At 66.8% G+C, this 22368-nt stretch carries 20 protein-coding genes; 7 read left to right on the forward strand and 13 right to left on the reverse strand.

Annotated elements, in window-relative coordinates; translation table 11 throughout:
• Positions 1-32: 32 nt before the first annotated feature.
• Positions 33-353: a hypothetical protein gene (locus tag ACTIF2_RS01580; RefSeq protein WP_439495261.1), complete on the reverse strand. Its 321-nt coding sequence runs from the start codon at positions 351-353 to the stop codon at positions 33-35.
• A 250-nt stretch (positions 354-603) separates the two neighbouring features.
• On the opposite strand from ACTIF2_RS01580, the gene ACTIF2_RS01585 reads away from it, so the two are divergent.
• The 3 genes from ACTIF2_RS01585 to ACTIF2_RS01595 are packed head-to-tail and all read left to right on the forward strand — an operon-like array spanning position 604 to position 1619.
• On the forward strand, positions 604-927 hold the full coding sequence (locus ACTIF2_RS01585) for an ArsR/SmtB family transcription factor (protein WP_439495262.1): 324 nt from the start codon (positions 604-606) through the stop codon (positions 925-927).
• The gene (locus ACTIF2_RS01590; protein ID WP_439495263.1) at positions 924-1355 is read left to right on the forward strand and encodes an SRPBCC family protein; all 432 of its coding nucleotides are present in this window, start codon (positions 924-926) and stop codon (positions 1353-1355) included. Before ACTIF2_RS01585 ends, ACTIF2_RS01590 begins: the two co-directional genes overlap by 4 nt.
• 45 nt (positions 1356-1400) lie before the next feature.
• Positions 1401-1619 (forward strand): hypothetical protein, encoded by a 219-nt coding sequence (locus ACTIF2_RS01595; RefSeq protein WP_439495264.1) that lies wholly within the window; start codon positions 1401-1403, stop codon positions 1617-1619.
• 154 nt (positions 1620-1773) lie between these two features.
• On the opposite strand, the gene ACTIF2_RS01600 is transcribed toward ACTIF2_RS01595, so the two are convergent.
• The 8 genes from ACTIF2_RS01600 to ACTIF2_RS01635 all read right to left on the reverse strand — a co-directional run bounded on the left by ACTIF2_RS01600 (position 1774) and on the right by ACTIF2_RS01635 (position 10239).
• Positions 1774-3360, reverse strand: a complete 1587-nt coding sequence (locus tag ACTIF2_RS01600) for an ABC transporter substrate-binding protein (RefSeq protein ID WP_439495265.1) — start codon at positions 3358-3360, stop codon at positions 1774-1776.
• 70 nt (positions 3361-3430) lie between these two features.
• On the reverse strand, positions 3431-4660 hold the full coding sequence (locus ACTIF2_RS01605) for a metal-dependent hydrolase family protein (RefSeq protein ID WP_439495266.1): 1230 nt from the start codon (positions 4658-4660) through the stop codon (positions 3431-3433).
• 38 nt (positions 4661-4698) lie between these two features.
• Entirely contained in the window at positions 4699-5211 is a 513-nt protein-coding gene (locus ACTIF2_RS01610) for a GAF domain-containing protein (protein ID WP_439495267.1), read from the reverse strand.
• Positions 5204-6247, reverse strand: coding sequence for a proline racemase family protein (locus ACTIF2_RS01615; RefSeq protein WP_439495268.1), 1044 nt, complete (start codon positions 6245-6247; stop codon positions 5204-5206). The genes ACTIF2_RS01610 and ACTIF2_RS01615 overlap by 8 nt, the downstream gene beginning before the upstream one ends.
• 45 nt (positions 6248-6292) lie before the next feature.
• Positions 6293-7045 (reverse strand): SDR family oxidoreductase, encoded by a 753-nt coding sequence (locus tag ACTIF2_RS01620; protein ID WP_439495269.1) that lies wholly within the window; start codon positions 7043-7045, stop codon positions 6293-6295.
• 67 nt (positions 7046-7112) lie between these two features.
• Complete coding sequence (locus ACTIF2_RS01625; protein ID WP_439495270.1) at positions 7113-7586, reverse strand: cupin domain-containing protein; 474 nt, start codon at positions 7584-7586, stop codon at positions 7113-7115.
• A 196-nt stretch (positions 7587-7782) separates the two neighbouring features.
• Entirely contained in the window at positions 7783-8799 is a 1017-nt protein-coding gene (locus ACTIF2_RS01630) for a LacI family DNA-binding transcriptional regulator (protein ID WP_439495271.1), read from the reverse strand.
• A gap of 126 nt (positions 8800-8925) precedes the next feature.
• Positions 8926-10239, reverse strand: coding sequence for an MFS transporter (locus tag ACTIF2_RS01635; RefSeq protein WP_439495272.1), 1314 nt, complete (start codon positions 10237-10239; stop codon positions 8926-8928).
• A 346-nt stretch (positions 10240-10585) separates the two neighbouring features.
• On the opposite strand from ACTIF2_RS01635, the gene ACTIF2_RS01640 reads away from it, so the two are divergent.
• From ACTIF2_RS01640 to ACTIF2_RS01655, 4 genes are read left to right on the forward strand one after another with little or no spacing between them, the layout of a single operon-like run.
• The gene (locus tag ACTIF2_RS01640; RefSeq protein ID WP_439495273.1) at positions 10586-12880 is read left to right on the forward strand and encodes an acyl-CoA dehydrogenase; all 2295 of its coding nucleotides are present in this window, start codon (positions 10586-10588) and stop codon (positions 12878-12880) included.
• Positions 12880-14232, forward strand: a complete 1353-nt coding sequence (locus ACTIF2_RS01645) for an acetyl-CoA C-acetyltransferase (RefSeq protein WP_439495596.1) — start codon at positions 12880-12882, stop codon at positions 14230-14232. Before ACTIF2_RS01640 ends, ACTIF2_RS01645 begins: the two co-directional genes overlap by 1 nt.
• Entirely contained in the window at positions 14229-16328 is a 2100-nt protein-coding gene (locus tag ACTIF2_RS01650) for a 3-hydroxyacyl-CoA dehydrogenase NAD-binding domain-containing protein (protein ID WP_439495274.1), read from the forward strand. Before ACTIF2_RS01645 ends, ACTIF2_RS01650 begins: the two co-directional genes overlap by 4 nt.
• Before the next feature lie 2 nt (positions 16329-16330).
• Positions 16331-18208: an acetyl-CoA hydrolase/transferase C-terminal domain-containing protein gene (locus ACTIF2_RS01655; RefSeq protein ID WP_439495275.1), complete on the forward strand. Its 1878-nt coding sequence runs from the start codon at positions 16331-16333 to the stop codon at positions 18206-18208.
• Here the strand turns inward: ACTIF2_RS01655 and ACTIF2_RS01660 are convergent.
• The 4 genes from ACTIF2_RS01660 to ACTIF2_RS01675 all read right to left on the reverse strand — a co-directional run bounded on the left by ACTIF2_RS01660 (position 18205) and on the right by ACTIF2_RS01675 (position 22368).
• Entirely contained in the window at positions 18205-18999 is a 795-nt protein-coding gene (locus ACTIF2_RS01660) for an ABC transporter permease (protein WP_439495276.1), read from the reverse strand. The two genes, ACTIF2_RS01655 and ACTIF2_RS01660, sit on opposite strands and share 4 nt — an antisense overlap.
• Positions 18996-19865: an ABC transporter permease gene (locus ACTIF2_RS01665; RefSeq protein ID WP_439495277.1), complete on the reverse strand. Its 870-nt coding sequence runs from the start codon at positions 19863-19865 to the stop codon at positions 18996-18998. The genes ACTIF2_RS01660 and ACTIF2_RS01665 overlap by 4 nt, the downstream gene beginning before the upstream one ends.
• A 90-nt stretch (positions 19866-19955) precedes the next feature.
• Positions 19956-21020, reverse strand: coding sequence for an ABC transporter substrate-binding protein (locus ACTIF2_RS01670; protein WP_439495278.1), 1065 nt, complete (start codon positions 21018-21020; stop codon positions 19956-19958).
• A 37-nt stretch (positions 21021-21057) separates the two neighbouring features.
• Positions 21058-22368: an NAD(P)/FAD-dependent oxidoreductase gene (locus tag ACTIF2_RS01675; protein ID WP_439495279.1), complete on the reverse strand. Its 1311-nt coding sequence runs from the start codon at positions 22366-22368 to the stop codon at positions 21058-21060.

Raw genomic sequence — 22368 nt, forward strand, 5'->3', positions numbered from 1 at the left:
CCTTGAGTCGGCGTCTCGGCGTCCAGCTTCACTCAGTAGCGGCGATAGCCGTAGCCGGGGCGTGGGCCGTAACCGGGACGCGGACCATAGCCGCGGCCATAGCCATGTCGCGGGCCCGGGCCGTAACCCCGCCCGTATCCGCCGCCGCGCCCATAGCGCTGCTCGCGGTTCGCGTTCTGCATGATCATGAGTCGACGCTGCTTGGCAGCGGTCATGGTGAACTCGACGGCCTGACCATCGAGCTGTCGAGCGGTCGCGGCGGGCAGCGCTTCGCCAGCAAGAGCGGGGCCGGAAGACACGAGGCCTCCGATGGTGAGCGAACCGAGAAGCCCGAGAACGGCAGCAAATTTCATTTCAGTATCCCTATCCCTATCCAGTCGCTCCACCCCGCCGGATACGAGGTGGAACCATCAAGCGACTAACACGGGGAGTTTGGTTTCACCAAGGCGTGTGGAAGGCCAAGCCTGACCTCCGCCAGGTTGCAACCACACAGAGCACGCCCAAACGCGCCCCAAAATCTTGGTGGCGACAAAACCCGGGGTTGACCAACTCATAACTGACGGGTTATTGATTTGATCAATAGCCAGCGAGTTATACGTCCAGATGCAGCAGCCCCACGATATCCTCTTCAAGACGCTCGCCGACCCGACCCGACGGGCGATCTTCGAGCGGCTGTGTCGCGACGGGGAGCAGACGGTCGGGGCGCTGACAGCCGGGTCCGGTGTTTCGCAACCGGCCGTCTCGAAACATCTCGGCGTCCTGAAGCAGTCAGGGCTGGTGCGCGACCGCCAGGCGGGCCGCCGGACGCATTACAGCGCGCAGCTCGGCGCGCTGGCCCCGCTGATCGACTGGACGAGCCAAATGGCCGGATTCTGGGAGAACCGGTTCGACGACCTCGAAGACCTGCTCAAAAGGATGGATCAGTGACCGAAACATCGACCGAAACGCGCTCCGTCACCGTCGAACGGGAGCTCGCTCATCCGCCGGACAAGATCTGGCGAGCGCTCACGCAACCGCACCTCATCGAGGAGTGGCTGATGAAGAACGACTTCAAACCCGTCGTGGGGCACAGCTTCAATCTTCGCGGAGAGTGGGGCGGCGTGCTGGATTGCAAGGTCCTGGCCGTCGAGCCGAACAGGACGCTGTCCTACACGTGGAATTTTGTCCATGACGATGCGGCCTACAATTTGAAAAGCGTCGTCACCTTCACGCTCACCCCGACGGGCGCGGGTACCAGGCTGCGTGTGGAGCAAGCGGGCTTCAGGCCGGAGCAGAAGCAGGCCTATGGGGGCGCCAGGGCGGGGTGGCAGGGCTTCCTCGCGAAGCTGGAGCATGTCTTGGGGGCAACTGGCTGACCTCCGCCAGCCTCCGCGTCAGCCCATCTTCAAGAAGGAGTTCCCATGAACTGGACCATCTGGGTCCGGCAGGCCCACCGCTGGCTGGCGATCGTCTTTACGGCGACCGTCATCGCCAATTTCGTCGCCATGAGCCAGGGGGAGCCTCCCCCCTGGATCGTCTACTCACCGCTTTTGCCGCTGTTTTTGCTCCTGTTCAGCGGTCTGTACCTGTTCGCGCTGCCCTATGCCGCCAAATGGCGCAGGGGGCGGGCGCCGGGATAGGTCGATCGTCGCGGCCGAGCGATCGCACTGACGCAGGTTTTGCCTCGCCCCCGCACGCAAGCACGGGGGCGAGGCAATGGTGATAAATCTCGATCTCGAACCGCCCCCGCCATCCCGGCACGGTCTGGTTCAGGCCAATGCCTGAGCCGCAGGACTATGATTTCTTCGTCATGTTCCAGAAGATCGTCAGCGGCGCATCGACCAGGCCGTCGACCCGATCACGATAGGCGATCGGAGAGAGGAACTGGCCGAGCGGCACATAGGGAATGATCTCCGCCGACCGGATCTGCACCTGCTCGTAGAGCGCCTTGCGCTTGGCCGGGTCGGATTCGCTCGCCCAATCGCTGCGCAGCTTCTCCAGCTTTTCATCACAGGCCCAGCCGAACCAGCCCTTGCCTCCGCAAGGCGCCGTGAGGAGAAAGTTCGCCACGGGGTTGGTCAGCTCGAAGGAGTAGGACCAGGTGTGGAAGATGTTCCAGCCACCCTTGTCCGGCGCAGCCTGGCTGTCCCTGCGCTGGAGCATGGTGGCCCAGTCGATGGCCAGCACGTTCACATTGAACCCGACCTTGCGCATGGTCGCGACCGTGACCTCGGTCAGATCGCGCACGAGCGCCTGGTCGGCGGGCTGCATCACCGTCACCGGCTCGTTCTTGTAGCCCGATTCCTTGAGCAGCTGCTTGGCCTTCTCGATGTTCTGGCTGGCATAGATCTCTGTTCCGGCCTGGGTCGTCGACGGCAATCCGCAGCCGAGGAAGGATTTGCAGGGCAGCCAATTGGCTTTGTCGGGACCGCCGGCCACCGCCATGTACTCGTCCTGGTCGACCATCATCATCAAGGCCTGCCGGGCCTTGGGATTGTCGAACGGAGGATGGAGATGGTTGGGCCGCAGGACGGCCATGATGCCGTTCTTGTTGAGCACGCGCGTCTTCACGCCCGGCCGCTGCTGCAGGACGGGCAACAGGTCCAGCGGCGGTGCCTCATAGATGTCGACCTCGCCAGTGCTCAGAGCCGAGACGGCCGTGGCGGCGTCCGGGATGATGACGAATTCGACACGATCGACATTGACCTTCTTGCCGCCCGAGAAATAGCTGACCGGCTCGGCCCGCGGCACGTAATCGCGATTGCGCTCATAGACGAGCTTGCTGCCGGAAACATATTCGCCGGCTACGAACTTGAAGGGACCGGAGCCGATATTGGCCGTCACGGCCTTCGTCGGCTCGTTCATGGCGTCCTGCTCGCGCATCACGAAGAGCGCGCTGGAGGTCGGCTTGGCGAAGCCTTCCAGGACGAGCGCGGTCGGCTCCGTCGTCTCGACGGTGAAGGTCTTGTCGTCAACGACCGCGACCTTCATGCCGAGCTGGACCAGCCGGGTGCCGACGACGTCGCGCCGGGCCCAGCGCTTGATCGAGGCGACCGCATCGGCGGCCCGGACCGCGCTGCCGTCATGGAACTTCAGGCCCGCGCGCAAGGTCATGGTGTAGACGCGCCCGGACGGATCGCGCGTGACCGTGTCGACCATTTGCGGCTGCGGGACGCCGTTCGCGTCGAGGCTGAACAGCGTATCGTAGACCATGTAGGCGTGCTGTTGCGTGACCGCGATGACGCTGGTCACGGGATCGAAGATCGTCGCCTCCGATTGCGGAACGAAGCGGATGGTCCCGCCTTGCGCCCGCGCCGCGGTGAGGCCGCAAAGAAGCGCGCCTGCGGCGATCGCCGCGATGAAACCGTGTCGGATGTTCATGTCGAATTCCCCTCTTTTTGGTTGTGGTGTCGGCCGATGCTTGTCTCCAGCGAGGCGAGGAACATCGATCTCAGGACAGCGTGTCCTTGTAGATGCGCCCGTCCTTCATGATCAGGTCGAGGCGCTCGCCCTGCCCGACCAGCAGATCGAGATCGTCCAGCGGATTGCCGTCGACCGCGATGAGATCGGCCCGGGCGCCGACGGCGACGACGCCGATCTCTCCGACCATCCGGAACAGCTCCGCCGCATAGACTGTCGCTGAGCGGATCACCTCGATCACGGGGAGAACCTCCGCCCTGATCTTGAACTCCAGCGTCTGGTGGCGATGCAGCGGCCCGATCAGATCGGTGCCATACGCCATGTTGAGCTTGTGCTTCGCCGCGATCTCGAGCGACCGGCTGCCGACGTCGAGGACGGTCTTGATCTTGGCGTGGAGCTCGGGAGGCATGCCGATCTCGAGCCCCTCGCGCCACATCGTCTCGTAGGCGACGAGGGTCGGCACCATGAAGGCATCGCGCTCGGCGATCAGGCTCGCGGCCTCGTCGTCGAGGAAGTTGCAATGCTCGACCGAGCGGACGCCGTATCTCACCGCCCGGGCGATCTGGCGCGCCGTATAGGTGTGGGCCATGACATAGCGGTTTGCCATCGCGGCCTCCTCGACGGCCGCGCGGATCTCCTCCTCCGAGAATTGATCGCTGTCGATCGGGTCGGTGTAGGAGGCGATCCCGCCCCCCGCCATGATCTTGACCTGGCTCGCGCCGCGCCTGATCTCATCGCGCGCAGCCGCTCGCACCTCGGCCACGCCATTGCAGATGCGGCCGAGGCCGGGGACCGCATAGTGGTCGTCATAAACGTTCTCGCCGGCGCCGCGCATGTCGCCATGTCCGCCCGATTGCGAGAGAGCCTTGCCGCTATAGAGGATGCGCGGCGACGGGATGAGATCCTCCTCCACCGCGCGGGCCAACCCGAACTCGGCCCCGCCGCCATCGCGCACGGTGGTGAAGCCGCGCATCAGCATGCCCTGCAGGATCGGGAGGGCGCGGATCGCGGTGTAGAAGGGCGACCAGGTCGTCAGCAGCTTGAAGCTGTTCATCGGGACGATGACATGGACATGCGCGTCGCAAAGACCCGGCATCAGCACGCGGCCGCGCAGATCGATGCGCCGGGCGCTCGAGGCGCCGACCCCGGGCTCGCCGATCTCGGCGATGCGCCCGTCGCGGATCAGAACCTCGCGCTCGGAGGACACGCTGCCCGCCAGCACGTCCATGATGCAGGCATTGGTGAGGAGGATGTCGTCCATGGCTGCTCTCGTCGATCGATGCGTAAGGAACTGGCGGCTCAGTTCGGCGGCGCGGCTGCGACCGCCGGACCGAGTAGATTTCCAATGAGCTGGAGAAGCCGCAGCTCGGACGGGGTAAAGGCGCGTCCGCCCGCGACATTGAACAGGCCGACGATGCGGCCATTCGCGCCGGGGACGGGGATATTCGCGAGACAGCGACCGCCGAGCGAGCCGACCAGCTCGAAATCCGGGAAATGCACCGCGATCTCCGCCGGCGTCTCGGCGATGAAGACCTCGGCACGATCGACGACGCGATCCCGCCAGGGCGAGGAGCCGAGCGGCTTAGCGACGCCGACGGGATAGGCTTGCGGCACGCTGCTGAAGAGACGGCATGACAGGCCGCCCTCATCGAGCCGCAGGATGGTGGAATAGCTGCGCGCAACGAGCCGCTCGGCCGCCTGATCGGCAGCGGCGAATGCCGCGGCTGGCCCCTCACCAAGCCCCCAGGCAAGCTTTGCGGCATGGCGACAGAGCTCTGGCCAGATCGCGAAAAGGGTGTCGGGCTCAGCCATGACTGCCCTCCACGGGCCAGGTGTCGCCGATGCGGTAACCCGTCGGAAAGGGGTCCGTCGGATCGAGCACGTATTGATGGAACGCCGTCAGCCAGGCCCGGCCCGTGATGCTGGGCACGATCGCCGGGCGGCCGGCGACCTCCAGGGTCTCCTCGATGCGTCCGACGAATTCGCTGTCGATGATCGAGCGGTGGATGAAGGTCTCGCCGACTGCGATCTGGCCGCGGGCATGCATCACGGCCAGCCGCGCGCTGGTGCCCGTTCCGCAGGGCGAGCGGTCGAGCCGGCCGGGCGAGACGACCACGGTGTTGCGGGCCGTCAGACCGCGCTCGCCGCGCTCGACGGGGCCAGCGAAAAGGGTCTGGTTGATCGTATGGATCTCGGCATTTTCCGGATGCACGGCCGGGCACTGCTCGGCCGCGGCAGCCTTGATGCGCTCGCCCACCGCGACCAGGTCCTTCGCCTCCGAGGGATCGAGACCGAAACCAAGCGCCTTCGCATCGACCAGCGCGTAGATCATCCCGCCATAGGCGACATCGACATTGATCGGCCCGAGCCCGGCAACCTCCACGGGCTGGTCGAGCCCGAAGACGAAGCACGGCACGTTGCGCAAGGTGATGCTTTCGCAGCGCCCGCCGGCACAGGCCGCCTTCACCCTAATCAGGCCGCCCGGCGCCTCCAGGACGAACTCGGTCACCGGCTCGACCATCGGCACCATGCCGGTCGCGAGCAGCGCCGTCGCGGTGCAAATGGTGTTGGAGCCGGACATCGGCGGGTACGACGCCGATTCCATGATGATGAAGCCGGCGACAGCTTCAGGATTCGACGACGGCAGCACGAGGTTGACGCATTGCGTCACCTTCCCACGCGGTTCGTGCAGCAGGAACTGGCGCAGCTCGTCGGCCTTCGATTCAAGATGGCGCGCCTTCTCGAACATCGTCCGGCCAGGCACGTCGAGGACACCGCCGGTGATGACCTCGTTGAGCTCGCCCTCGGTGTGCATGCCGACCACCGTGATCATTCGACTGAACTGCATCGCCCCGTCCTGACTCTGCCGGAAATCCTGCTGGAGGTGCCCGCCTCACCAGGCGGTCATGCCGCCATCGACCGTGAAAAGCGCGCCCGTCGCAAAGGACGAATCCTCGCAGGCGAGCCAGAGCATCATCGAGGCGATCTCTTCGGGCGCCCCCATCCGGTTCATCGGCGCGCGCGCCTTGAGCGCAGCGACGAACGCCTCGGGATCGGGCACCGTTTCGAGCATCTTCTCGTAATAGCTCGACCAGATCACACCCGGCGCGACCGCGTTGACCCGGATCGAATCCCCCGCGTAGTCGAGCGCCATGGCGCGGGTCAGCGCTGCCACACCGCCCTTGGCCGCGACATAGGCCGCGCGCGCCCGGATCCCGACCTGGGCGACGTTCGAGGCGGTGTTGACGATGGCGCCGCCGCCGCGCTCGCGCAGCAGCGGAATGGCGTGTTTGGAGCAGAGATAGACGCTCTTGAGATTGATGGAGACGATGTCGTCCCAATCGCTCTCCGCAATCGAGACGACGTCGCCGATCAGCCCCTTCCCGGCATTGTTGACCAGGATGTCGAGGCCCCCGAAGGCTTCCCGGGTGCGGGCCATCATCGCCATCACCTCGGCCTCCACCCGCACGTCGACGGTCACCGCGATCGCTGCGTCCCCGATCTCGCTCGCGACGGCTCGCGCGCCCTCGCCATTCCAATCGGCCACGACGACACGGGCGCCCTCGACGGCAAAGAGCTTGGCAGTGGCGGCGCCTATTCCGGCGGCTGCGCCAGTGACGATGGCGATCTTTCCTTCAAGACGCATAGTGATCCTCTGGATGTCGATGCCGGATCGCGGCCTGGGCCGTCCGGAAGCGGTTATCTGCCGGCGTTCAGGTCTTCTCGCTGCCGGGCGCAAAAACCGTCCGGCGTTCGATCTCGGCCACATCGGCAGGCCTCGGAAAGGGTGTCGGGTCGACGCCGCCGATCTGTTTCGGCCGGCCGATGGCCTCGAAGAAATCCTCGAGCCCGTTGGGCACGATCAGCCAGACCCAGTGCAGCTCGCCCTCGCCGTCATTGATGAACTTGTGCCGCCGGTTCTTGCCGACGAAAATCGTCACGCCCGGCTTCAGCTCGTGCTCGACCCCGTCGATCAGCGCCTTGCCGGTGCCCGAGATGAAGTGGAGCACCTCCTCGTTGCGGTCATGGGCGTGCTCGCGGACGAAGCCGCCAGGCGGCAGCGTCTGCGTGCCGAGGCCGACCGGGTGCTCCATGTCGACGAGGCGTGGCGCGACCCTGACCGAGATGTGCCCGTTGGCAGGCTCCGGCTGCCAATAATTGTCGCCGCCCTCGGGCGGCAGGATCATGACCGCTCCACCCCGACTATTTCCGCGCTGCGTCTCCATGGGAAACCTATCGATCTGGCGCGCCGCCCGGGCGCGTTTGAACCTCTGCCGGTGCTCCGCCGCTCGCGTCGCTCTATGCGTCCGAAACGGTGTTGATAGAGAATGTAAAGGTTTTCATTTTTGCGCAAGCACTGATTTCGGCATTCCGGGTTTTGTCTCATATCGAAAGGCGGGCTCTCGGTCCGGCGGTCGAGGCCCGCAGGACGAGGCGGGTCGGGAGACAGAGTCCCTCGGCGGGGCCGCCCTCGAGAGCAGCGACGATCCGCTCGCCGGCGATGCGCCCCATCGCGTCGGCTCCGATTGCGATCGTCGTCAAGGGCGGGTCGAGCAAAGCCGCGAAATCGAGATCATCGAAACCGGTTACCGAGATGTCGTCCGGAACGGTCAGCCCGGCGCTGCGGCAGGCGTGAAGCACGCCAAAAGCCAGGATGTCGCTGCTGCAGACGATCGCCGTCGTGCGCGGATGATCGGCCCGGATCTCGCCAAGGGCATCGATGCCGTGCTGGAACGTGTAGCGCTTCTCGATGACCGGGCCCGCTTCGATGCCGGCCTCGGCGAGAGCCGCGTGAAAGGCCCCGACCCGCGCCATCTGCCGGTCATTGCCCCGGGTCGGCCCCGCCAGCATGGCCAGGTGCCTGTGCCCGAGGCTCAAAAGATGATCGATCACGGCGCGCATGGCGGCGGCGTTGTCGAAGCCGACGGCGGGATGGTCCCGCTCGGACGCGAAGGAGTAGGTCTGGACGACCGGCGTCCTCTTCGTCTTCAGGAAATGCCGGAGCTCGTCATCCTCGATCGAGCCGACGATCATCAAGGCCTCGGCCCCGCGTTCTACGACCTGCTTGATCGAGGCCGCGACATGGGTGTTGTCGAAGCCGACAGCCAGGACGACCACCGTGTAGCCGGAGGCCGACATCTGCGCCTGAAAGGCGTTGACGAGCCTCGCGTAAATCGCGTGGTCAAGCGTCGGAATGACAGCCCCCACGATATGCGTTCGTTGCAAGCGGAGCGCCTTGGCGGCCGAATTCGGAACATAGCCGAGCGCATTGGCCACCTCGAGAATCCGCTTGCGAACGTCCTCACGGACGAGCGCCGGCTCGTTGAATGCCCGCGAAACGGTGGCAATCGAGACGCCGGCGCTCTCAGCGACCCGGAAAACACCTCGCTTCTCGGCCATTTCTGCTGGGGCTCCCGGATCCGCCGCGTGATCGGCGATCATCAGTAACCGCAGCGTGAAGGCTGCGCTACCGCATTGCGCGCGCTTCGAGGCGCGCGCAATGCGGTCACCCGCGAGTTTCCCGGCTCATTTCAGATCGTCATGCGCGGTTTCCCGCAATGTGAGGATCACCAGCGTCGAGATCAGGGCGGCCGCCATGACGTAGAATGTCGGCGCGAGCGGCGAGCCGGTGGCACTGATGAGCCATGTCGAGATGAAGGGCGAGAACCCGCCGAAGATCGCCGTGGCGAGACCAAAGCCGACCGACATGCCGGTGGTCCGTAAATGCGTCGGGAACATCTCCGACATCGTTGCCGGAGCAACGCCGGCGAAGATGGCGATCAGCAGCCCCGAAGCGACGATGGCGGCGAAAACCGTCAATGGCGAAGCCCCGCCCAGCAAGATGCCGAACAAGGGATAAGGCAGGATCAGGAAAGCGATGGCGCCGGCCAGCAAGAGCGGCCTGCGCCCGATGCGATCGGAGATCAGCCCCCAGGCCGGAATTGCCAGCATCATCACGAAGAGCCCGGCCGTATTGGCCCAGAGCGCCGCGGCCGGCGAGGTTCCGGCATATTTCGGCAGGAAGCTCGGCAGGTAGTTCAGGAAGACATAGAACGAGACCGTCCAGACGATGGACAGCCCCATCGTCTTGGCGCCCATCAGCCAGGGCGAGGCGTCGCCGCCAGCGCCAGCCGGCGCCTTGACGGGAACGGCGCTGGCCTGCTCGAAGACCGGCGTCTCGTCGACCTTGCTGCGCAGATACCAGCCGAGCGGCGCTATCACGAGCCCGCCGAAAATGAAGGGCAGACGCCAGCCCCAGCTATCCAAGGCCTCCGGTGTCAGCACGGATGTCAGCATCGCCGCGGCGCCCGAGCCGAGCAAGGTGCCCCCGATCGTGCTGCATTGCTGCAGGCTGCTGAAGAGCGCCCTGCGCCTTGGCGGCGCCCACTCGACGAGGAAGGCTACCGCATTGCCGAGTTCGCCACCGGCCGAGAAGCCCTGCAGCAGACGCCCCAAGATCAGCAGCAGCGGCGCCGCCACGCCGATTGTGGCATAAGGCGGGATCAGGCCCATCAGCAGGGTGCCGAACCCCATCAGCGGCATCGCGATGAGCAAAGCCAGCTTGCGCCCGCGCGTATCACCGAGCCGCCCGAAGAAGATCGCGCCGATCGGCCTTGCGACGAAGCCGATGCCGAACGCCGCGAAGGTGCTGAGCAGGGCGGTGGTCTCATCGCCGGCGGGGAAGAAGTTCCTGGCGATGACCGTGGCGAGAAAGGCGTAGGTCGCGAAATCGAACCATTCGAGCGCGTTGCCGACCACGATCGAAACTGCGGCACGGCGCCGCTCCGCATGCAGCCCTCCGGCGAGATTTCCAGGATTGGCGAGGGTGTCCGTCGACATGCTGTTCCCCTTGTTTTGACGGATGCGACTTGTGCTGCCGAGGAACGCTCGGCAAGCAGAAAGAAAACGTTTACATCCACGATCATCGCCATAATGCGCCACATTTTTGCTAAGTAAACCTTTTCATTTCCTGAAAAGGTGGATTCCGCGACCGAGACCGGGGCGCCCTGCTTTTCACGATCGGCCGCAACAGATTCCTTCGATCCTACTCGTCAGATCGAGATCAGAGCCAAGGCGGCGCCACGCGTCGGCATTGGCTCGATGCGCGGGCAGCCCCTTCCGTTCCGGCTCTGATTCAGGAACAATTCGCCACCCTATGCATTCCCGAAACAGCAGGGGGACATCGATGGGCCTACGCGATCTGCGACGGGATTACCTGACCAAGCCGCTGTTCCGGTGGGCGGGTGGCGTTCTGCCGCCCATCTCGGAGACCGAGCGCGACGCGATCGACGCCGGCACGGTCTGGTGGGATGGCGAGCTCTTCTCGGGCAATCCCAGATGGGAGAAGCTTCTGGCCCTGCCGCCGGCCAAGCTGACGGCGCGCGAGCAGGCCTTCATCGACGGACCGGTCCGCCAGCTCTGCGCCATGATCGACGATTGGCAGATCACCTGGCGGGATCACGACCTGCCGAAGGAGGTCTGGTCCTTCATGCGCAAGCAGAAGTTCTTCGGGATGATCATCCCGGAGAAGTTCGGCGGGCTCGGCTTCTCGAACACGATGCATTCGGAGGTGGTCCGGACCGTCTCGACCGCCAGCGTGGTCGCAGGCGTCACCGTCATGGTCCCGAACTCGCTCGGCCCCGGCGAATTGTTGCTGCATTTCGGCACGCAGGAGCAGCAGGACTATTGGCTGCCGCGCCTCGCCGACGGCCGCGAGATCCCGTGTTTCGGCCTGACCTCGGAGGATGCGGGCTCGGATGCGGCCGCGATGACCGATCTCGGCGTGGTCGAGGAAGGCGAGCACGAGGGCAAGCGCGTGCTCGGCATCAGGCTGAACTTCCACAAGCGCTACATCACGCTGGGGCCCATCGCGACGGTGATGGGGCTGGCGTTCAAGCTGCGCGATCCCGACAATCTGCTCGGCGAAGGCGTCGAGCGCGGCATCACCGTCGCCCTGATCCCGACCGCGACGGCTGGCGTCAGCCATGGCGAGCGGCACCTGCCCCAGTTCACCCATTTCCAGAACGGCCCGCTTTACGGCAAGGACGTCTTCATCCCGCTCGACTGGGTTCTCGGCGGCCAGAAGCAGATCGGCCAGGGCTGGACGATGCTGATGACTGCGCTCGCGGCCGGGCGCGGCATCTCGCTGCCCTCGCAATCGGCCGGCTCGGCTGCGATGTGCGCGCGCGTCACCGGCGCCTATGCCCGCATCAGGCGCCAGTTCAACGTCGCGATCGGCGATTTCGAGGGCATTCGCGAACATCTCGCCGATCTCGCCGCCAACGCCTATCTGATCGACGCCGCCCGCCGCCTGACGGTCGCGGCGCTCGACGAGGGCCACAGGCCGTCGGTGGTCTCGGCGATCATGAAATACCACGCGACCGAACACATGCGCCGCTCGGTCGAAAAGGCCATGGATATCCATGGCGGCAAGGGCATCATCGACGGGCCGCGCAACTATCTCGGTGGGCAACACCGCTCGGTGCCGATCGGCATCACCGTCGAGGGCGCCAATATCCTCACCCGCAACCTGATGATCTTCGGCCAGGGCGCGATCCGCTCGCATCCCTATATGCTCGCCGAGCTGGAGGCGCTGTCCGATCCCGACCGGAAGGCCGGGCTCGATGCCTTCGACCGCAGCTTCTGGGCACATGCCCGCCACGCGCTCGGCAATGCGTTCCGCAGCCTCGGTCGGGGCTGGACGGGCAGCCGCCTCGCGCCGGCGCCGGACAATGTCGCGCTGCCGCATCACTGGCGGCAATTGTCGCGCCTCGCATCCGCCTTCGCGCTCCTGTCCGACCTCGCCCTGCTGACCCTCGGCGGCGCGCTCAAGCGCCGGGAGATGCTCTCGGCGCGCATGGGCGACATCCTGGCCGAGCTCTATCTGCTGGGCGCGGCGCTGAAGCGCTACGAGGACGAGGGACGGCAGGAGGAGGACCGGCCGATCGTCGACTACATCATGCTACAGGGCGTCGACCGGATCGCGGTCGCGTTCGACGGCGTTCTCGCGAACCTGCCGGCGCGCTGGGCAAGCTGGCTCGTCCGCTTCCTCGCCTTCCCTGCCGGCGTGCCCTATGCGACGCCTCCGGACGAATTGACGAACAGGGTCGCGGCGACCTTGCTGGAGCCCTCCGCACAGCGCGAGCGCCTGACGCCCGGGCTCTATCTCGGCGAGGGGCGCGAGGACCATCCGGCCCGCCACCTCGAAGAGGCGTTCCGGCTCGTCGCAGCCTGCGCGCCAGCGGAACAGAAGATGCGCAAGGCCAGGATCCGCGATGCCGAGGAGGCCCACAGCCGCGGCGTGATCGACGCGGAGGAGTTGGCCCGGCTCGGCGAGGCCCAGGCCGCCGTGCAACGCGTGGTGGCGGTCGACGCCTTCCCGATGGAGGAGGTCTCGCCGCTCGCAAAGCAGCATCGAACCGAGCGGCCGAAGCCGAGGCCGCGGCGCGAGGCGGCTGCCCGGCGCGAGGCGGCCGAATGATGGCCGAGCGCGTCAGGAAAACTGCAAGCCCCTCGCGCAAAGCCAGGCCGAGCGGCGAAAGCATCGCGGCGGGGCGCCCGGTCTATATCGTCGATGGCGCGAGGACGCCGTTCCTGCGCGCCAGGGGAAAGCCCGGGCCGTTCACGCCGGTCGATCTCGCCGTGCAATGCGGCAGGCCGCTCCTCGCCCGGCAGCCCTTCGGAGCCGACGCCTTCGACACGGTCATTCTCGGCTGCGTCAACGTCATCGCCGACGAGATGAACCCGGCCCGCGTCGCGGCGCTGCGGCTCGGCATGGGCGAGGCCATGACGGCCTTCACGGTCCAGATCAATTGCGGCTCCGGCATGCAGTCGATCGACACCGCGTTCCGGACGATCGAGGCGGGCAAGGCGGAGCTGATCCTGGCCGGCGGCGCGGAAGCGCTGAGCCATGCGCCGCTGGTGCTAAACCGCGGCGCGACGGAATGGTTCGCGCGCTTCGCCACGGCGAAAAGCCTCAGTCAGCGGCTGGCGGCGCTCGGGGGCCTGCGCCCCAGCTTCCTCAAGCCGGTGATCGGGCTGGAGCGCGGCCTGACCGACCCGGTCACCGAGCTCAACATGGGCCAGACCGCCGAGGTGCTGGCGCATCTCTTCGAGATCTCGCGCGCGGCTGCCGACGCCTATGCGCTCGAAAGCCATCGGCGCCTGGCGAAGGCGCAGGAGGAAGGGCGCCTGGCCTCGGAGGTGCTGCCCGCGATCGCGCCGGACGGCAATGTCTACGAGGCCGATGACGGCGTGCGCCCCGACACCTCGCTCGAGAAGCTCGCCAGGCTCGGCCCCGTCTTCGAGAAGCCCTATGGCAAGGTCACGCCCGGCAATTCCTCGCAGATCACCGACGGCGCCTCCTGGGTGATCCTCGCCTCGGAGGCTGCGGTCGCGCGGCACAAGCTCGCCCCGCTGGCGCGCATCGTCGACAGCGAATGGGCCGGGCTCGATCCCTCGATCATGGGGCTCGGGCCGGTGATGTCGGTGACGCCGCTATTGGAGCGGCACCGGCTGACGCGGCCGGATATCGGCCTCTGGGAGCTCAACGAAGCCTTCGCCGCGCAGGTCCTGGCCTGCCTGGCCGCCTGGGAGAGTCCCGAATTCTGCCGGGACGTGCTCGGCCTCGACGACGCTTTCGGGCGCATCGAGCACCGGCGGCTCAATGTCGATGGCGGCGCGATCAGCCTCGGCCATCCGGTCGGCACGAGCGGCAACCGGATCGTGCTCCACCTGGCCCAGGCGCTACGCCAGCACGGCGAGCGGCGCGGCATCGCGACGGAATGCATCGGCGGCGGCCAGGGCGGCGCAATGCTGCTGGAGGCGGCATGAACCCTGTCCTGAACGGCGTGCGCGCGGCGCTGCGCGATCGCGAGATGGAGCGGGGCCCCGGTTCTCTCGTCAAGGAGCTACGGCATTGGCGGCTGGCGGCGGAGGACGGCATCGCCTGGCTGACGCTCGACCGTGCCGGCGAAAGCGCGAACACGCTGTCCGAAGAGGTCCTCATCGAGCTGAATGAGATGCTCTCCACGGTCATGGAGACCGGCGCGCGCGCACTCGCCATCCGCTCGGCCAAGGTCAGCGGCTTCGCGGCGGGAGCCGACATCCGCGAATTCAGAGGCATCACCGATGCCGCCACGATCGAGGAACGCCTGCGGCAGGCGCATCGCGTCGTCGATCGCCTCGCGGGCCTCGCGATCCCCACCGTCGCGGTGATCCATGGCCATTGCCTCGGCGGCGGCCTCGAACTGGCGCTCGCCTGCCGCTTCCGCATCGCGCTTCCCGATGCGAAGCTCGGCTTCCCCGAAATCCTGCTCGGCCTGCATCCGGGATTGGGCGGAACATTCCGCCTGCCTGGCCTGATCGACCCGTTCCAGGCGATGACGATGATGCTGACGGGCGCGTCGGTTTATGCCGGCAAGGCGAAGCGGCTCGGGCTCGTCGACGCCGTGGTCGAGGAGCGGCACGTCGCCGCCGCGGTCGAGGCCGTCGCGGCGGGCCGGCTGAAAAGCGGGGCGCAGCACTGGAAGGTGAACGCCTTCAACCTCTCCCTGGTCCGCAGGTTCGCGGCCAAGCGCATGCGCGCCGAAGCCGAGAAGAAGGCGCCGGCCCGGCACTATCCGGCGCCCTCCCGCCTGATCGCGCTCTGGGAGGAGCACGGCGCCGAGCAGGACACGCTGCAGGATGCCGAGATCCGCTCCTTTGCCGAGCTCCTGACAGGCGAAACCGCGCAGAACCTGATCCGCGTCTTCTTCCTGCGCGAGGGCTTGCGGGCGAACGGCAAGGGCGAAAGCGGCATGTCCCATGTCCATGTCGTCGGAGCCGGCGCGATGGGGGCGGAGATCGCCGCCTTGTGCGCCGCCCGCGGCCTGCGCGTCACGCTCGCCGATCTCGACGCGAAGGCGCTGGGGAAGGCGATCCGAACCGCGAGCACGTTCTACGACCGCAAGCTTCACGCAAGGATCGAGCGGCGCGACGCGCTCGACCGGCTGATGCCCGACCTCGCCGGAGACGGCGTCGCGCGCGCCGATCTGGTGATCGAGGCGATCGCCGAGAAGACCGAGGCCAAGCGCAAGCTCTTCGAGGCGATCGCGCCGCAGCTGAAGCCGGGCGCGATCCTCGCGACCAATACCTCCAGCATCCCGCTCGACACGCTGCGCGAAGGGCTGCCGCATCCCGAACGGCTGGTCGGCATCCACTTCTTCAACCCCGTGACGAAGATGGACCTCGTCGAGATCGTCTCGCACGACCGGGCGGATGACGAGGTCCTGAACCGGGCGCGCGCCTTCACGGGCTCGATCGGCAAGCTTCCGGCGCCGGTGAAGAGCTCACCGGGCTTCCTCGTGAACCGGGCTCTCACCCCCTATCTCGTCGAAGCCTTCCTGATGCTCGACGAGCGCGTCGCCAAGGAAACCATCGATCGCGCGGCCACCGATTTCGGGATGCCGATGGGGCCGATCGAGCTCGCCGATCGTGTCGGCCTCGATATCGGGCTGGAGGTTGCGCGCAGCCTCAGGCAGGCCTTTCCCGACGAGGTGCCGGAGGTTCCAGGCTGGCTCGCGGCCAAGGTCGAGGCGGGCGAGCTCGGCGCCAAGTCCGGCAAGGGGCTCTACGACTACGACGACAAGGGCAGGCCGAAGAAAGCCGAGGCGGGCGAGCCGCCGGCGGATGCAGCCGACCGGCTGATCCTGCCGATGCTCAACACCTGCGTCCGGCTGCTGCGCGAAGGCGTGGCGCCGGACGCCGACACGATCGACGGCGCCATGATCTTCGCCACCGGCTTCGCGCCGTTCCGCGGCGGCCCACTGCATTACGCCAGGAGCCGCGGGATCGACGAGGTCGTCGCGACCCTGATGCGCCTCGAGGAGAGATACGGGCCGCGCTTCGCGCCCGACGAAGGGTGGCGGACGCTGCGCGCCGAGAGCTAGTCATGGCCCGGCCGCAGGTTCACGACGATCCCGATGCGATTGCCGACCGGATCGTGGAGGCGCTGGACGGCAAGGTCGTGCTCGGGCTTCCGCTCGGTCTCGGCAAGGCGGGACGCATCGCCAACGCCCTTTATCGCCGTGCCGCTGCCGACAAGGCGGTCTCACTCGACATCTTCACGGCGCTGACGCTCGAGCCGCCGGCCCCGCAGGCCGATCTCGAGCGGCGTTTCCTGGAGCCGATCATCGAGCGGCTGTTCGGGCGCTATGAGCGGCTGGCCTATGCGCAGGCCCTGCGCGACGGCAAGCTGCCGGCCAACATCACCGTCAGCGAGTTCTTCCTGCTCGCCGGGCGCTGGCTCGGCGTCCCCTCCGCCCAGCAGCGCTATGTCTCCGCCAATTATACCCATGCGGCGCGGATGCTGCTCGACAAGGGCGTCAACGTCATCGCCCAGCTCGTCGCGAAGACGCCCAGTGGGGAACCCGGCTACAGCCTGTCCTGCAATACCGACATCACGCTCGACATCCTGCCGGCGCTGCGGGCCGACGGCCGGCGCTTCATCCTCGCCGGCGAGGTCAGTTCGCAACTGCCCTTCATGGGCGGCAAGGCCGTGCTGTCGGAGGAGGCGTTCGAGCTAGTTCTGGACCGGCCGCAGGACGAACCCGGCCTGTTCGTGGTGCCGAAGCAGCCGGTTTCCGACGCCGACCACGCCATCGGCATCCATGCCGCCTCGCTCGTCAAGGATGGCGGCACGATCCAGATCGGGATCGGCTCGCTCGGCGACGCCCTGACCGCCGGCCTGATCATGCGGCACAGGGCGCCCGAGCTCTTCGAGCGCACGCTCGCCGCGCTCTGCCACGGCAGGATTCCGCCGAACCGCGAGACGCGGCCCTTCGAGCGGGGGCTCTATGCCGCGAGCGAGATGTTCGTCGACGGCTTCATGGAGCTCTACCGGTCCGGCATCCTGAAGCGGCAAGCGGAGGACGGGGCGCTGCTCCATGCCGGGTTCTTTCTCGGCACGGAAGCATTCTATGCCTTCCTGCGCGACCTGTCGGAGCAGGAGCGCACGCTCTTCCAGATGCGCGGCATTTCCTTCGTCAACGAACTGCATGGCGACGAGGACCGCAAGCGGCGCGACCGCGCGCATGCGCGTTTCGTCAACAACGCGATGATGACGACCCTGCTCGGCGACACGATCTCCGACGGGCTGGAGGACGGGGCCGTCGTCTCCGGTGTCGGCGGGCAGTATAATTTCGTGGCCCAGGCCTTCGCGCTGGACGACGCGCGCTCGATCATCACGCTGAACGCGTCGCGTGCCTGGAGGGGGCGGCGCCAGTCCCGCATCCTGTGGAGCTACGGCCACACCACCATCCCGCGCCACCTGCGCGACGTCGTCATCACCGAATACGGCGTCGCCGATCTGCGCGGCGCGAGCGACCGCGACTGCATCGCAGCCATGCTCGGCATCACTGATGCCGCCTTCCACGGCGATCTGCTGCGCCAGGCCCGATCGGCAGGCAAGACCGAGGGCGGTTTCGCGCTGCCGGCGCAGGCGGCCGCCAACACGCCGGCATTCGTGTCCCGGGCCCTGCGGGAGGCGAAGGCAGCGGGCTTCTGCGAGGACTATCCGCTGGGCAGCGATTTCACCCCGGTCGAACAGAACCTGCTCTCGGCGCTGTCGCTGCTGCGGGAGCGCACGGCATCGCGCGGCGGCATGCTGAAAACTGCGGTGTCGGCATTGGCGTCGGGCGGCGAGCGGCAGCAAAGCCACTCGGCCGAACTGCAACGGATGCGGCTGGACAAGGCCTCGGGGATCCGCGAGCGCCTGTCCGGTCGCTTGCTCGTCTGGGCGCTGGACCAGAGAAGCGGCGAGGACGGTTAGGCCGCTGGCACGGCCTTCTTCTGCCCGCTCATCGCCAGCAGCACGAGGATGAACGAGGCCGCCGTCAGCAGGGTGGAGATCGAGGCGATGGTCGGGTCGATCTCGTCGCGCAGCGCGGTGAACATGCGCTTGGTCAGGGTCTGGTACTGACCGCCCGAGACGAAGAGCGCGATGATGGTCTCGTCGATGGCCGAGATGAAGGCGAAGATGCCGCCGGCGAAGACGCTCGCCTTGATCTGCGGCAGGGTGACGGTCAGGAAGGCGCGGAAGCGGTTCATGCCGAGGCTGCGCGCCACCATCTCCTGCGTCTTGTCGAAGCTCTGCAGCCCGGCGATGACGGAGGTGATGACATAGGGCAGGCCGAGCATGACATTGGCGAGCACCAGCCCGGCCAGGGTCTGGATCAGGCCGAGCTTGGCGTAGATGAAGAAGACGCCGATCGCGATGATGATGATCGGCACGATCAGCGGCAACATCAGCACCATGTGCAGCGAGCGCATCAGCCGGCTCTGCGAGTTGCTGATCGCGTAGGCGGCGGCCGTCCCCAGCGGCGTCGCGACGAGAACCGTCAGCACGCCGATCGTCAGGCTCATCCGCGTTGCCTGCATCCAGTTCGGATTGCCGAAATACTCCTCGTACCAGCGCAGCGAGAAGGAGGGCGGCGGGAAGGTCAGGAAGCGCGTGCCGGAGAACGACATCGGCACGATGATCAGCAAAGGCAGGATCAGATAGATCAGCACCAGCCCGACGAAGAGGCCGAAGACGAGGCGCGGCAGGAGCGGCGGTTTCATTTCTGCCCCAGCATCTTGTCGAGGGGGATGATGCGGCCGACGATCGCGAAGATCGCCAGCACGCAGACGAGCAGCACGACGCCGACGGCGCTGGCCGCGCCCCATTGATTGTAGAGCTCGACATTCCGGCTCACGACCATCGAGATCATGATGGTGCGCCCGCCGCCGAGCAGTTCCGGCGTGATGTAGAAGCCGAGCGTCAGCACGAAGACGAGCGTCAGGCCGGCGACCACGCCAGGCAGCGACAGCGGCAGGAAGACGCGCAGGAACGTATGAAGCGGCCCGCCGCCGAGGCTGGCGCCGGCCAGCATCAGCTCGCGCGGGATCTTCTGCATGGTCGAATAGAGCGGCAGCACCATGAAGGGCAGCAAGATGTGCACGGTCGCGATCACCGTGCCGAGCTCGTTATGCACCAGCGCCAGCGGCTCCGCGATGAGCCCGAAGCGCTCGAGCATCTGGTTGGTCACGCCGGTGCGCTGCAGCAGCACGAGCCAGGCATAGGCGCGCACCAGCACGCTGGTCCAGAATGGCAGGATCACGAAGCTCAGGATCAGCACGTCCCAGGGACGCCTCGCATGGGCGGCCGCATAGGCGACGGGATAGCCGAGGACGAGCGTCAGCAGCGTCACCGTTAGCGCGATGCGAAAGGTCAGGGCGAAGCTGCGCCAGTAGACCTCCTCGCTGAAGATGCGCCGGTAGTGCTCCAGCGTGAAGCCATTGTCGTAGAAGGACTGGCCCATCAGCCAGCCGACAGGGATCACGACCAGCGCAAGGATCACCAGCACCGCCGGCGAGGCGAGCAGGAGCATCAGCCCCTGCTCGCGGCGCTGGTAGCGAAGGGATGGGTCGATCGTGCGCGTGTTCATCGCGTTCCCTCGTCACACCCGAGCATCTCTTCCACGAGATTCTCGGGTCTACGCTTCGCTTCGCCCGAGAATGACGGACGCCAGCGCCCCTCACTTCTGGGCGAAGGAGAGCCAGCGCTTTTCGGCCGCCTCGCCGGCGGGCGAGGTCCACCAGGCATAGGACATCAGCGCCTGGACCTTGGCGTTGTCCGGCGCGCTCGGCAGTTCGCCGACGCGGGCGGCCGGGATGACGCCGGTGTCATAGGCCTTGGGATTGGCCGGGCCGTAATCGATATGCAGCGGCAGGTTGGCCTGGTGCACCGGATCGACCGCCTCGTTCAGGAACTTGATCGCCGTCGGCAGGTTGGGCGCGCCCTTGAGCACGCACAGCGAGGTGCTCTGCAGGATGCCCTGGTTATAGGTATAGGCGACCTTGGCGCCCTCTTTCGTCAGCGCGCTGATGCGGCCGTTCCAGGCCATCACCATGTCGACCTCGCCATCGCTGAGCAACTGCGCCGATTGGGCGCCCGAGGTCCACCAGACGGTGATGTTCGGCTTGATCTCCTCCAGCTTCCTGAAGGCGCGGTCGACGTCGAGCGGGTAGAGCTTGTCGGGCGCGACGCCGTCGGCCATCAGCGCCGCCTCGAGCGTGGCGAGCGGATGGTTGCGCAGCGAGCGCCGGCCCGGGAATTTCTTCACGTCCCAGAAATCGGTCCAGGTCTTGGGAGCGGCGGCCGCCTCCGGATATTTCTTCAGGCTGTAGCCGAGCACGCTGGAATAGAATTCGTAGGCGACCGACCAGTCGCTGCGATACTCGGCCGGCATCGCCGCCGCATTGGGCATCTTGCTGAAGTCGAGCTTCTCGACGATGCCCTGCTCGCCGCCGCGCAGGCAGAAATTGGTGGCGACGTCGACGACGTCCCAGGTCGGCTTCCCGGTCGCGACCTGCGAGCGCATGATCGGCCAGGCGTCGGGCACGCTGTCCTGGTTGATGGTGATGCCGAGCTTCTTGGCGCTCGGATCGAGGATCGCGATGGTTTGCGCCTTCTGATAGGCGCCGCCCTGCGAGACGAACATGATCTGTTCGGCGGCGAGCACCGGCGCCGTGCCCAGCATCGCGAGGGAGAGGCCTGCGGCGGCGCAGGCGAGCCGGAGGTTCAAGCGTCGTTTAGCCATGTCCTATTCCCCTGTTGTTGGATCGGAACTTCGAGGCCTACCGTCCGATCGCGTCTAGAAACTGGTACCAGCCGGCGACCGCACGGACGGCCGGTTCTCGAAGCGGATAAAAGGGCACAGGCCGCATGCGGCTGGCGTCGAGCAGGCCGACATCAGGCCGCTCGCCACGGGCGAAACCGGCGAGATAGCGCCCCATCAGGCTCGACATCGCGACGCCGGCGCCGTTGTAGCCCATGGCGACCATGACCCGGTCGTCGACGCGCCCGACATGCGGAACGGAATCGAGCGTCATCGCGACCAGGCCCGACCAGGAAAAGGCCAGCGGCACATCGGCAACCTGCGGGAAGATGCCGACCATCGCCTTGTGCAGGGCGCGGAAGGCGGCAGGCGAATCCGTCTTGCCGAAGGCGCCGCGGCCACCGAAGACGACCCGGTCGTCGACCATGCGGAACCAGCGCATCATCCGCTTGGTCTCGGTATAGGTCCGCCGCGTCGGCATCACGCTTGCCGCGAGATTGGGCGAGAGCCTCTCCGTCGCAATGATCGCGCTGCGGAAGGGGATCAGCGTGCGCTGAAGCTTGGCTGTCGCCGACGTCAGGTCGGAATAGCTGTTGGTGGCGATGATCGCCTGCTTGGCCCGGACCACGCCGCCCGGCGTCTCGACCAGCACGCCGCTGCCCTCTCTTCGCAGGCGCAGCGCCGGCGTCCCGCCATGGATGGCGATGCCGCGCTTCGCGACGCCCTCCGCGAGGCCGTGAAGGTAGTTCAGCGGATGGATGCCGCCCGAGCCGGCATTGAGCACGCCGCCGACGAAGCCGGCAGAGCCGGTCTCCTTGCGAACCTGATCGGCATCCAGCACGGACATGGTGGTGTCGCCCAGCTCGGCACGAAGCCAGTCGGCTTCCTTCACGGCATAGGCCAGCGTCTCGTGGTTATGCGCCGCCTTGACCTGGCCCGAACGCGTCAGATTGGCGTCGGCGATGCCATGGGCGTCGACCAGTTCGGCGACGATATCGGTCGCCTCATGGGCGATATCGTACATTCTTTTCGCCATGTCGCGGCCGTGGGCGGCGGCGATCGCCGGGAAGGACAGGCGGAACTTGGCGGTGATGACGCCGCCATTGCGGCCGCTCGCGCCCCAGCCGGGCTGGTTGGCCTCAAGCACGATCGGGGAGAGACCGCTCTGCGCCAGGTGATGCGCCGCCGAAAGCCCCGTATAGCCCGCCCCGATGATGACGATGTCGGCCTGGGCGTCGCCGGCCAGGGCCGGCAGCTCGCGCAGCGGCTTGGCCGTCGCCCGCCAGAGCGACGGCGCCGCATCGAGTGCATGCCAGGCGGGGCCGGCCAT

Source organism: Allobosea sp. (assembly GCF_051860145.1).
Classification (GTDB): domain Bacteria; phylum Pseudomonadota; class Alphaproteobacteria; order Rhizobiales; family Beijerinckiaceae; genus Allobosea.

Bases quoted from the DNA above. Each gene is read 5' to 3' on its own strand.
- ACTIF2_RS01580 (WP_439495261.1), bottom strand. From the start codon at position 353: ATGAAATTTGCTGCCGTTCTCGGGCTTCTCGGTTCGCTCACCATCGGA.
- ACTIF2_RS01585 (WP_439495262.1), top strand. From the start codon at position 604: ATGCAGCAGCCCCACGATATCCTCTTCAAGACGCTCGCCGACCCGACC.
- ACTIF2_RS01595 (WP_439495264.1), top strand. From the start codon at position 1,401: ATGAACTGGACCATCTGGGTCCGGCAGGCCCACCGCTGGCTGGCGATC.
- ACTIF2_RS01600 (WP_439495265.1), bottom strand. From the start codon at position 3,360: ATGAACATCCGACACGGTTTCATCGCGGCGATCGCCGCAGGCGCGCTT.
- ACTIF2_RS01605 (WP_439495266.1), bottom strand. From the start codon at position 4,660: ATGGACGACATCCTCCTCACCAATGCCTGCATCATGGACGTGCTGGCG.
- ACTIF2_RS01610 (WP_439495267.1), bottom strand. From the start codon at position 5,211: ATGGCTGAGCCCGACACCCTTTTCGCGATCTGGCCAGAGCTCTGTCGC.
- ACTIF2_RS01615 (WP_439495268.1), bottom strand. From the start codon at position 6,247: ATGCAGTTCAGTCGAATGATCACGGTGGTCGGCATGCACACCGAGGGC.
- ACTIF2_RS01620 (WP_439495269.1), bottom strand. From the start codon at position 7,045: ATGCGTCTTGAAGGAAAGATCGCCATCGTCACTGGCGCAGCCGCCGGA.
- ACTIF2_RS01625 (WP_439495270.1), bottom strand. From the start codon at position 7,586: ATGATCCTGCCGCCCGAGGGCGGCGACAATTATTGGCAGCCGGAGCCT.
- ACTIF2_RS01630 (WP_439495271.1), bottom strand. From the start codon at position 8,799: ATGGCCGAGAAGCGAGGTGTTTTCCGGGTCGCTGAGAGCGCCGGCGTC.
- ACTIF2_RS01635 (WP_439495272.1), bottom strand. From the start codon at position 10,239: ATGTCGACGGACACCCTCGCCAATCCTGGAAATCTCGCCGGAGGGCTG.
- ACTIF2_RS01640 (WP_439495273.1), top strand. From the start codon at position 10,586: ATGGGCCTACGCGATCTGCGACGGGATTACCTGACCAAGCCGCTGTTC.
- ACTIF2_RS01645 (WP_439495596.1), top strand. From the start codon at position 12,880: ATGGCCGAGCGCGTCAGGAAAACTGCAAGCCCCTCGCGCAAAGCCAGG.
- ACTIF2_RS01650 (WP_439495274.1), top strand. From the start codon at position 14,229: ATGAACCCTGTCCTGAACGGCGTGCGCGCGGCGCTGCGCGATCGCGAG.
- ACTIF2_RS01655 (WP_439495275.1), top strand. From the start codon at position 16,331: ATGGCCCGGCCGCAGGTTCACGACGATCCCGATGCGATTGCCGACCGG.
- ACTIF2_RS01660 (WP_439495276.1), bottom strand. From the start codon at position 18,999: ATGAAACCGCCGCTCCTGCCGCGCCTCGTCTTCGGCCTCTTCGTCGGG.
- ACTIF2_RS01665 (WP_439495277.1), bottom strand. From the start codon at position 19,865: ATGAACACGCGCACGATCGACCCATCCCTTCGCTACCAGCGCCGCGAG.
- ACTIF2_RS01670 (WP_439495278.1), bottom strand. From the start codon at position 21,020: ATGGCTAAACGACGCTTGAACCTCCGGCTCGCCTGCGCCGCCGCAGGC.
- ACTIF2_RS01675 (WP_439495279.1), bottom strand. From the start codon at position 22,368: ATGGCCGGCCCCGCCTGGCATGCACTCGATGCGGCGCCGTCGCTCTGG.